Origin of the sequence: Mesorhizobium sp. M1A.F.Ca.IN.020.06.1.1 (genome assembly GCF_004023265.1) — a bacterium.
Classification (GTDB): domain Bacteria; phylum Pseudomonadota; class Alphaproteobacteria; order Rhizobiales; family Rhizobiaceae; genus Mesorhizobium.
In genome coordinates, this window is sequence record NZ_RZSR01000166.1 from 1 (window position 1) to 8,371 (window position 8,371).

Here is an 8,371-nt window from a genome sequence, read left to right on the forward strand (position 1 = left end):
TGCCGACCCCTTGGCCCCGTCGACTTCGCGTGCACGGTGGCGAAGCGACCCGCCGGGATGCGTCCGGTCGTCGACCAGGACGACCGAGTGCCCGGCTGCCGCCGCGCCGGCAGCCGCGGCGAGGCCGGCCGGTCCGGCGCCGACCACCAGGACGTCGCAATGGTGGTTGATCTGGTCCGAGACGTGACGCGGCTTCCAATTGCGGTCGACGACGCCGAGCCCGGCCATGGCGCGGATGCGCGGCTCGAACAGGTGCCAGTCCGGCCACATGAAGGTCTTGTAGTAGAATGCGGCGGGCAGGAAACGGGCAAGGCGGTCCAGCACCGCGTTGCGGTCGGCCAGCGCCGTCGGCGACGCGTTGACGCTCTTGACCGTGAGGCCGTCCCGCGCCGGCACGGTCGTTGCCCGCGCATTCGGCGCGCGGCCGCCGGCGCTTTCGACATCGACCAGCGCGTTGGGCTCCTCCACGCCGGATCCCCAGATGCCACGCGGCCGATGATATTTGAAGCTGCGGCCGACGATCGCCCGGCCGCTCGCCAGCAAGGCAGACGCGATCGTGTCGCCGGCAAAGCCGTCGACGCGCGTGCCGTCGAAAGTGAAGCTCAGCGGGCGGGCCCGATCGATGTCGCAGCCGCCATTGGCAAGACGCGAAGCGCTCATGCGCCATGCTCCGCGTCGCCGAGCACGGAGGAACCCGACACCTTGTGATTGACGCTGTCGCGGCTCATCGCAAAGCACTCGCCGCAGGTCAGGTGCATCCAGATCTCGCGAGTCGGCCCCTTCGGGTTGTTGCGCATATGCAGATAGCCGGCCCAGCGCTCGGCCGTCACGTCCCCGCCGTCGGGCCGCAAATTGCCGGCCTCGCCGCCATAGTGAAACTCGCTTTCTTCGCGCGGCCCGCAGAACGGACAGGGAAAGAGCTGCATCTTTTCTACACCTTCAATGGGCAATGCCGGAGCCGGCAGCCTCGTCGATCAGCCGGCCGCGGGCGAAGCGGTCGAGATCGAAAGGCCGGCTGATGTCGTGGTGCCTGCCGGTGGCAAGCAAATGGGCAAGCAGCGTGCCGCCGGCGGGAATCGCCTTGAAGCCGCCCGTGCCCCAGCCGCAATTGAGGAAAAGCCCGGGCAGTGGCGATTCGCCGATGATGGGCGAGGAATCGGGGACGACGTCGACGATGCCTGCCCATTGCCGCATCATCTTCAGCTGGCCGAAGATCGGGAACATTTCGAGCATGCCTGCGATCACGCCTTCCAGCACCGGCAAGTTGCCGCGCTGGCCATAGGACGGGATGCGGTCGAGCGCGCCGCCGATCACCAGTTCGCCCTTGTCCGATTGGCTGACATAGACGCCCGTATCCGGCGAGATCACCACCGTGTCGATGATCGGCTTGACCGGCTCGGACACGCAGGCCTGCAGTGCATAGGAATTGACCGGCAGCCGGAATCCCGCCTTCGCCGCCAGCACCGAGGAGTGGCCGGCCACCGCCATCCCCGTACGCTCGGCCCGGATTGCGCCGCGCGACGTGACGACCCCACGGCAGCGCCCGTTCTCAATGATAAAGTCGCTGATCTCGCAGTTCTGAATGATGTCGACGCCGAGAAGGCTGGCGGCGCGCGCATAGCCCCAGGCGACAGCGTCATGACGGGCCGTGCCGCCGCTCGGCTGCCAGGTGCCGCCATAGACGGGGTAGCGGGCATCCGGGCCGAAATTGTAGATCGGCACCACCCGGCGGACGTCCTCGACCGAGAACAATTCGCAATCGATGCCGTTGACCTGGATGGCGTTGACGGACCGGGCAGCGGTTTCCATTCCCGCTTCGCTATGCGCGAGGGTGAGAATGCCGCGCGCGGAAAACATCACATTGTAGTTCAGATCCTTCGATAGCCTCTTGTAGAGACTATGCGCCAATCCGTAGATCGCCGCGCTTTCAGGGTAGAAGTAATTTGAGCGGACGACGGTTGTGTTGCGGCCGGTGTTGCCGCCGCCGATCCAGCCTTTCTCGAGCACCGCCACATTGGTGACGCCGTGGTTCTTTGCGAGATAGTAAGCCGTGGCGAGGCCGTGGCCGCCACCGCCGACGATGACGGCGTCGTAACGCGGTTTGGGCTCCGGCGAGCGCCAGGCCTTCTCCCAGCCCGTCTGGCCGGCGACGCCTTCCTTGAATAGCGAAAGCGCTGAATAGTGCCTTGTCATGCGCTCAGGCCCGCATCACGTGAGCGATAGTGCAACGGGCCAAGAAACCTTGAGACGCCATATCGGCGGCGCAGTACCGAACCGGCGCAATCAACTCGCCCCGTCCTCGAAAGTCCATAACCCATCCCGTTCTGCCGCGGTTCGACAAAGTCGTCCACCTTCGCGCGGGGCGAACTTAGCTTGAATGGACACCTGTGTCCATTGAGGAATCGAGGCTGCGCCTCGCAGGGAGCGCGGCAACCGGCCATCTAAGCCAAGTGAAATGCATTTGCGCGTGTCAGGCGCATGGCGGATTTCATTTGCTTGGTGATCCTCCTCCCATGGGGCAAACTCCCGCCGGGCTGTCAGGAGGAGAAATGAGAGCACGCGCAGCGACGGTCGGAGATCTCGAGGATGTTTTCCGCGGCCTGTCCAAGCGAATGTCGGACGAGTACCTGGCGGCCGGCAAGGACAGCAAGGCCGCCTACGACAATCTGATGATGAACCTGAAGGAAGGCCGGGCCCATGCGCTGGTCGAGGGCGCGCAGGCCGTCGCCTTTATCGCCTGGCATGAGCATGGCGACGCGGCCGACACGCTGTTTGCCGCGCAGGAGGACTTCTTCAGAGCGGCAACCGTTCGCTTCTGCAGGCGTCACATCCGCCACATCCAGGCGCTCGCCGGCAACCTGCCCGTGCACTCGCGCAGCTGGCTCGATGGACCGGACGTCGCAAAATGGTTTCGGCTCATCGGCTATGTCGAGCGGGGACAGGAGAATGGCGCCACCCTGTTCGAACTGCCGCCGGCGCCCAATGGGTGACACGGGTTATTGGCGCAGCGGCTTGCACCGCGCAGCAATTGGCGGGATGGTGTGGAAGGCAGCCGGGGGCGCTGGCAGGCCGGAGATGCATGGCTGCTGGAAATCAAAATGGTGCGAGCTTGTTTGGCCCTTGTCGCCCTTGTTGCCCTTGCGAGGCCAACAGAAGCAGGCGAGCGAGCGGCTCCTCTCTTCGACCGCTCCGATCTGGCGTCCGCGTATTCGGGTGAGTCCGACCTCGTAACCGCATATACGACCGGGATGGCCCGGTACCGTCTTCAGCTCATGGCGCGTACCGGCACCGCCAATCTCGCCGCCCCTCTCGAACCTTTGGCCCTGCGGCCGGAATTTCGCCAGCGGACATGGCGCTCGGCCGATGGCAGCCTGCTGCAGAGCTTCGCCGGCAAAGGCGGCTTCCGGCTGACTGTCGGCAACTGCCTTGCCCGCCTCTGCGCGGCCAGCGAATGCAGCGAGGCCGGCTGGCCGGTCTATGCCTGCAGCGACGGCCATAAGCGCAAGATGTCGGTGAAGAGCTTCGTGACGGCAACCTTCGACGGCGTCCCTTACCGGCGGTTGAGCGCTCCGCCGGAACCGTGATTTGATTGCGGTCGACGACGCTGCCGGTTCAGCAAAGTCAGGTACTCGTCACCACCCGAAACGTTGGCTGCACCGCTTCTCGTCACCGGAGCAGCCACATCAGCACGGGACCGCCAGCGAGCGTGGCGACCAGGCCGGCCGGGATCTGGCGCGGGATCAAGGTGCGGCCGATCTGCGAGCGAAAGGCAATGCGAGAAGTGCAAGCACGGCGGCCAGGTTGCGCCGGCGTTGCCCGGCATGGCATCTGTCGGCCGATGACACGCAAGCCCCTACGACAGCTTCCCGAATTCCCGCGACGACCGATCGCTGGAAAAGTCAGCCTCAACCGAGCGCTGTCGAAGCTAGGATTCTGCTCGCGCAAGCAGGCCGAACTGATGATCGCCGAAGGACGCGTGCGCGTTGCCGGCAAGGTGGCGCGCGATCCGTCGCTGCGCGTCGATCCGGATCGCGACCGCATCGCAGTCGATGGCGCACAGGTCGCCGCGGAACGAAAAGTGTATCTGATGCTCAACAAGCCGCGCGGGCTGGTCACCACGCGCGACGACCCCGACGGGCGCGGCACGGTCTATGACTGCCTTGCTGATCTTGACCTGCCCTTCGTGTCGCCGGTCGGCCGTCTCGACAAAGCGAGCGAAGGTCTGCTGTTGATGACCAACGACACGCGCTGGGCGAACGGCTTGCTCGATCCTGCCTCGCATGTCGCCAAGACCTATCATGTGCAGATTGCTTCCGCGCCCGACGAGAAGATGCTCGAGCGGTTCCGCCAAGGCGCTGTCGTCGACGGGGAATTGCTGACGGCGAGCTCGATCGCGCTCTTGCGCAGCGGCGGGCGCACGGCCTGGCTGGAGATCGTGCTCGACGAAGGCCGCAACCGCCAGATCCGCCGCATGCTCGGCGCCTTCGACATCGAGGTGCTCAGGCTGGTGCGGGTGGCGATCGGGAGGCTGCAGTTGGGTGATCTCGCGAAGGGCAAGGCGCGGCATTTAACGGCCGTGGAGCTGGCGATGCTTGCCGCTTAACAGGGGCCGGAACTACTTTTGGTTCCAGCGGCGGATGACCGGTTCGGTCAGGTCGTGCTCGTAGCCGAGGATGCTGAGGCTCGCGGTATCGAGGACGAAATGTTCGCCGCCTTCCGGCGGCAGGCTGATCCAGCGCGCCGCAAGCACGCGCAGGAAATGCGAGCTCGAGAAGATGAGCACATTGCCGGCCGCCGTCCGGATTTCGGCCACGATCGCATCGGCCCTTGCGCCGACATCGGCTGCCGTCTCGCCGCCCGGACAGCCGTCGCGAAACAACTGCCAGCCGGGACGTCCGGCAAGGATTTCCTTCGTCGTCACGCCTTCATAGGCGCCATAATCCCATTCCTGCAGGTCGGCCTTCTTGAGCGCGCGCTCGCCGAAGCCGGCCAGCCGGCAGGTGTCGAAGGCGCGCTGCGATGGGCTCGACCAGACCGCCTGGAAGGTCTGCTCCTTGAGGCGGTCGGCGACGCCGCGTGCGGCCTGTTCGCCTTTCGCGGTCAACGGAATGTCGGTGCGGCCGGTATGCTTTGCCGATGCGCTCCATTCCGTCTCGCCATGGCGGACAAGGTAGATCTCGGGAAACGCGCTGCTCATCCGTCGGCCCTCACGCTTGGATGCACCGGCAAGAATGCCGGCCCGCGCCACCCTATTCGGCGTCCGACAAAAAGAACAGGCCGCGGCGGAGCCACGGCCTGTTTCGGCTTGGGTGGACGCTCGTTGTCTGTGCAACTCCGGATCGAAGGCTACGGTGAAGTCACCGAGGCAATTTTCCGGGAATTGTTTCGATCGCTCAGGCCGGCTGCAGGCCGCCTGAGAGCGCGAGGTCTGCCTCCTCCGGCATCTGGCCGGCCATGGCGGCGGCGAACTGCTTCTGGTCGAGCTCGCCTTCCCAGCGCGCCACGACGATGGTCGCGACGGCATTGCCGACGAAGTTGGTGAGCGCGCGACACTCCGACATGAAGCGGTCCACGCCGAGGATCAGCGCCATGCCGGCAACCGGCACCGAAGGCACGACCGAAAGCGTGGCCGCCAAGGTGATGAAGCCCGCGCCGGTGATGCCGGCGGCCCCCTTGGAGCTCAGCATGGCAACGAGCAGCAGCAGGATCTGGTCGCCGAAGGTGAGCGGCGTGTCGGTCGCCTGGGCGATGAACAGCGCTGCCAGCGTCATGTAGATGTTGGTGCCGTCGAGGTTGAACGAATAGCCGGTCGGGATGACGAGACCGACCACCGAGCGGTTGCAGCCGGCGCGCTCCATCTTGGCCATCAGGCCGGGAAGCGCTGCCTCCGACGAGGAAGTGCCGAGCACCAGGAGCAGCTCTTCCTTGATGTAGCGGATCAGCGCCAGGATGGAGAAGCCGTTGTACCATGCCACCGCTCCCAGCACGATCAGCACGAAGAGCAGCGACGTCAGGTAAAAGGTGCCGATCAGGAAGGCGAGATTGGCGATCGCCCCGATGCCGTATTTGCCGACGGTGAAGGCCATGGCGCCGAAGGCGCCGATGGGCGCAGCCTTCATCAGGATGGCGACGAGGCGGAAGATCGGCGCCGTCAGCGCCTGCAGGAAGTCGACCACCGGACGAGCGCGCTCGCCGACCAAAGCGAGAGCGACGCCGAACAGCACCGAGAAGAACAACACCTGCAGGATGTCGCCCTGGGCGAAGGCGCCGGTGATGGTGTCGGGGATGATGTTCATCAGGAAGCCGACGATCGTCGTGTCATGCGCCTTCTCGGTGAAGGTCGAGACCTTCGAGGCGTCGAGCGTCGCCGGATTGATGTGCATGCCGGCGCCGGGCTGGACGACATTTGACACGATCAGGCCAACGATGAGCGCCAGCGTCGAGAAGACGAGGAAATAGATCATCGCCTTGCCGGCGACCCGGCCGACCTTATGCAGGTCGGAGACGCCGGCGATGCCGGTCGCGACGGTGAGGAAGATCACTGGCGCGATCACCATCTTGACCAGCTTGATGAAGGCATCGCCGAGCGGCTTCAGCGAGGCGCCGATGTCGGGATAGAAATGGCCGAGCAGGATGCCGGCGGCGATCGCCGCCAGGACCTGCACGTAAAGATGCCGATAAAAGGGAACTTTGCCGCGCGGTTCCGCGGCAGCGATTGCCGTCTGCATGATGTCCTCCGTTCGGCCCCGATCGAGAAGCTCGACCTCCCGGGGCAGTTGACCTTCACAGCCTCGCGGCTGCTGCGGATGCATTTGCAACGGCCGTGCCAGATTGCGCCTTGAGGCGTCGAGCATTGATTTTGTTTGGTTTTCTGACGCAACGCGCTTTGCCATTCGACAGCGCAGTGCGGCGATCCGCATAGCTCGAATTGTGCTTTGTGCGAAATCATGCACAAAGGGGCGAGGCTGCAACGCCCCGCCGCTGCCCTCGCTTCGACGCCCGAACTGCTCGCCGGGCGGGCGCGGCGCGCCTGGCTGCTGTTTGCGGCGGTGGCGCTTCTCATCGTCTTTGCAGCGCTCTATGGCGCCGGCCTCTACGGACGCTCGACCGAGATCGAGGCGCTGTCGGCGCAAGGGCGGACCGACGCCAATCTCAAGGTGGCGCTGCTGCGTGCGGTGCTCGAAAACCCGCGCGCGCTGCCGCTGCTTCTGTCCGAAGACCAGCAGGTGCATGACGCGCTCGCTGAGCGCAGCCCCGCCTCGATCGACGTGCTGAACCGCAAGCTCGAAGGGCTGGTTTCGGGCACCAAGGCCTCGGTGCTTTACGTCACCGGCCCGGACGGGCTGGCCATCGCTTCCAGCAACTGGCGCGAGCCGGTTAGCTTTGTCGGCAATGACTACGGTTTTCGCGCCTATTTCTCGGGCGCCATGCAATCCGGCACGGCCGAGTATTTCGCGCTCGGCAATGTCAGCAAGCGCCCGGGCCTCTACATTTCGCGCCGTGTCGGGAGTGCGGCGGCCCCGCTCGGCGTCGTCGTGGTCAAGATGGAGTTCGACCAGCTCGAAGCCGACTGGCACGAGGCGAACCGCCCGGCCTATGTCAGCGACGAGCATGGGGTGGTGCTGATCACCAGCGTGCCCTCCTGGCGCTTCATGACGACGGCGCCGCTGGCCGCTCCAGTCGCGGCCGACATCCGCGCCAGCCAGCAGTTCGGCGAGGCTCCGCTGGTGCCGTTGCCCATCACGAGACCGCAACCGCTGAGCCTCGATGTCGCACTGGTGCACGCCATCACGCCCGGCGGCAGCGACGCGGAGTATCTGCGGCTATCCACCGCCGTGCCGTCGACGCCATGGCGCCTCGACTATCTCGTGCCGGCGGAAGCGCCGATCGCGGCGGCGCAGCGCGAAATGCGTTTGTTGGCCCTCGGCGTCCTTGTCCCGCTGCTTGCTTTGGCCGCTTATCTGTTGTGGCGCCGGCAGTCCGCGCAGATGCGGATCGCTGCCGAGCAGGCGGCGCGCGCCGAACTCGAACGGCGCGTCGTCGAGCGCACGCAGGACCTCAGCCTCGCGCGCGACCGGCTGCAGGCCGAGATCGCCGACCACCGCAGCACCGAAGCCAAGCTGCAGGTCATGCAGCAGGAGCTGGTGCAGGCCAACCGCCTGGCGACGCTCGGCCAGGTTGCCGCGGGCGTCGCGCATGAGATCAACCAGCCGGTGGCGACCATCCGCGCCTATGCCGACAATGCGCGCGTTTTCCTGGAACGCAAGCAGACGGCGCCGGCGGAGGAAAATCTCGGCGCCATCGCAGCGCTGACCGAACGCATCGGCTCCATCACCGAGGAGCTGAAAGCTTTCGCCCGCAAGGGTCGCAC

Annotated in this window: 9 protein-coding genes; 4 read left to right on the plus strand and 5 right to left on the minus strand. The window is 65.7% G+C overall.

Translation table 11 applies throughout. The features are described from left to right. From EOA60_RS10165 to EOA60_RS10175, 3 genes are all read right to left on the minus strand, one after another. Window positions 1–660, minus strand: a 660-nt coding sequence (locus tag EOA60_RS10165; protein WP_128311313.1) for a 2Fe-2S iron-sulfur cluster-binding protein, incomplete at its 3' end; no start/stop codon positions are given. Next, window positions 657–926: a sarcosine oxidase subunit delta gene (locus tag EOA60_RS10170; RefSeq protein ID WP_067322843.1), complete on the minus strand. Its 270-nt coding sequence runs from the start codon at window positions 924–926 to the stop codon at window positions 657–659. The genes EOA60_RS10165 and EOA60_RS10170, both read right to left, overlap by 4 nt. Before the next feature lie 13 nt (window positions 927–939). Next, complete coding sequence (locus tag EOA60_RS10175; protein ID WP_095826042.1) at window positions 940–2,193, minus strand: sarcosine oxidase subunit beta family protein; 1,254 nt, start codon at window positions 2,191–2,193, stop codon at window positions 940–942. 356 nt (window positions 2,194–2,549) lie between these two features. On the opposite strand from EOA60_RS10175, the gene EOA60_RS10180 reads away from it, so the two are divergent. The 3 genes from EOA60_RS10180 to EOA60_RS10190 all read left to right on the plus strand — a co-directional run bounded on the left by EOA60_RS10180 (window position 2,550) and on the right by EOA60_RS10190 (window position 4,603). Then, window positions 2,550–2,990, plus strand: coding sequence for a hypothetical protein (locus tag EOA60_RS10180; RefSeq protein WP_066993921.1), 441 nt, complete (start codon window positions 2,550–2,552; stop codon window positions 2,988–2,990). A gap of 258 nt (window positions 2,991–3,248) precedes the next feature. Then, entirely contained in the window at window positions 3,249–3,584 is a 336-nt protein-coding gene (locus EOA60_RS10185; RefSeq protein ID WP_127334895.1) for a hypothetical protein, read from the plus strand. 254 nt (window positions 3,585–3,838) lie between these two features. Next, window positions 3,839–4,603, plus strand: a complete 765-nt coding sequence (locus EOA60_RS10190) for a pseudouridine synthase (RefSeq protein ID WP_095799402.1) — start codon at window positions 3,839–3,841, stop codon at window positions 4,601–4,603. Between the two features lie 12 nt (window positions 4,604–4,615). Here the strand turns inward: EOA60_RS10190 and EOA60_RS10195 are convergent, their stop codons facing one another. After that, a complete protein-coding gene (locus tag EOA60_RS10195) occupies window positions 4,616–5,197 on the minus strand; it encodes a histidine phosphatase family protein (RefSeq protein ID WP_095826043.1) in 582 nt (193 codons plus the stop codon). Window positions 5,198–5,393: 196 nt separating this feature from the next. Then, complete coding sequence (locus EOA60_RS10200) at window positions 5,394–6,728, minus strand: dicarboxylate/amino acid:cation symporter (protein WP_095826078.1); 1,335 nt, start codon at window positions 6,726–6,728, stop codon at window positions 5,394–5,396. A gap of 219 nt (window positions 6,729–6,947) precedes the next feature. Between EOA60_RS10200 and EOA60_RS10205 the strand changes: the two genes are divergently transcribed. Beyond that, on the plus strand, window positions 6,948–8,371 hold a 1,424-nt coding region (locus EOA60_RS10205), incomplete at its 3' end, for a histidine kinase dimerization/phospho-acceptor domain-containing protein (protein ID WP_164899252.1).

Excerpts from the sequence above, each read along its gene's own strand:
- EOA60_RS10170 (WP_067322843.1), bottom strand. The coding sequence starts at position 926 with ATGCAGCTCTTTCCCTGTCCGTTCTGCGGGCCGCGCGAAGAAAGCGAG.
- EOA60_RS10175 (WP_095826042.1), bottom strand. The coding sequence starts at position 2,193 with ATGACAAGGCACTATTCAGCGCTTTCGCTATTCAAGGAAGGCGTCGCC.
- EOA60_RS10180 (WP_066993921.1), top strand. The coding sequence starts at position 2,550 with ATGAGAGCACGCGCAGCGACGGTCGGAGATCTCGAGGATGTTTTCCGC.
- EOA60_RS10185 (WP_127334895.1), top strand. The coding sequence starts at position 3,249 with ATGGCCCGGTACCGTCTTCAGCTCATGGCGCGTACCGGCACCGCCAAT.
- EOA60_RS10190 (WP_095799402.1), top strand. The coding sequence starts at position 3,839 with ATGACACGCAAGCCCCTACGACAGCTTCCCGAATTCCCGCGACGACCG.
- EOA60_RS10195 (WP_095826043.1), bottom strand. The coding sequence starts at position 5,197 with ATGAGCAGCGCGTTTCCCGAGATCTACCTTGTCCGCCATGGCGAGACG.
- EOA60_RS10200 (WP_095826078.1), bottom strand. The coding sequence starts at position 6,728 with ATGCAGACGGCAATCGCTGCCGCGGAACCGCGCGGCAAAGTTCCCTTT.